Source organism: Zafaria cholistanensis (assembly GCF_008580665.1).
In the GTDB taxonomy this organism is placed as follows: Bacteria; Actinomycetota; Actinomycetes; order Actinomycetales; family Micrococcaceae; genus Zafaria; species Zafaria cholistanensis.
In genome coordinates this window covers 1-574 of record NZ_BKDJ01000050.1, presented here as the reverse complement: position 1 = coordinate 574, position 574 = coordinate 1, and the positions used below count along the sequence as shown (strand labels likewise).

The following is a 574-nucleotide window of genomic DNA, read 5'->3' as shown; positions in this document are numbered from 1 at the left end:
GGACCAGGACGCACCAGGCGCCCATCCCGAAAGGACATGTTGTGGGTGGATTCGCCGCCCTCCGGACCAGCCGTTCCCGGCCGTCCCCGTCCCGGCGACTCGGAAAACAATACACCCCCCACACCCCAACACCAAATCGGGAACAACCCACCACTCCGGAGAGGAGGTATGGGTCCCGAAAACCCCATAGATCCGGGCCAAACCGCCCCCGGTCCATGAAAGGCCCGCACGCGAACCCTGCCTCCGCCCCCCGGAGACGGCCACCACAGGCCCACGTGGGGCCGGCCACAGCAGGACCGGCGGGTCGGGCTCTGTCCAGCTCCCCGGTTTAGCTCCTTTGGTCCGGATTCATCGGCTTAGCTTTCCGGGCATGACTCCCCCGGCTTTGCCGGCTCGTCCAGCAAACGGGCGGTGGCTCTGCGCGCCGGGTCCGCGCCCGCCCATAGGGGTCAGGGCATGACGTCGCCGCTGTTGGGGCCGAGGGTCTGGCCAGTGTACAAGTCTCCGCCGGGGGAGGAGGCCAGCAGCAGCGCCGTCGGGGCGACCTCGTGCGGGTGCCCGAAACGGCCCACGG

1 pseudogene is annotated in these 574 nt (G+C 69.5%); it reads right to left on the bottom strand.

Annotated elements, in window-relative coordinates:
• Nucleotides 1-449 precede the first annotated feature (449 nt).
• Nucleotides 450-574, bottom strand: a pseudogene (locus NCCP_RS15385) (3-oxoacyl-ACP reductase); the annotation flags it as partial.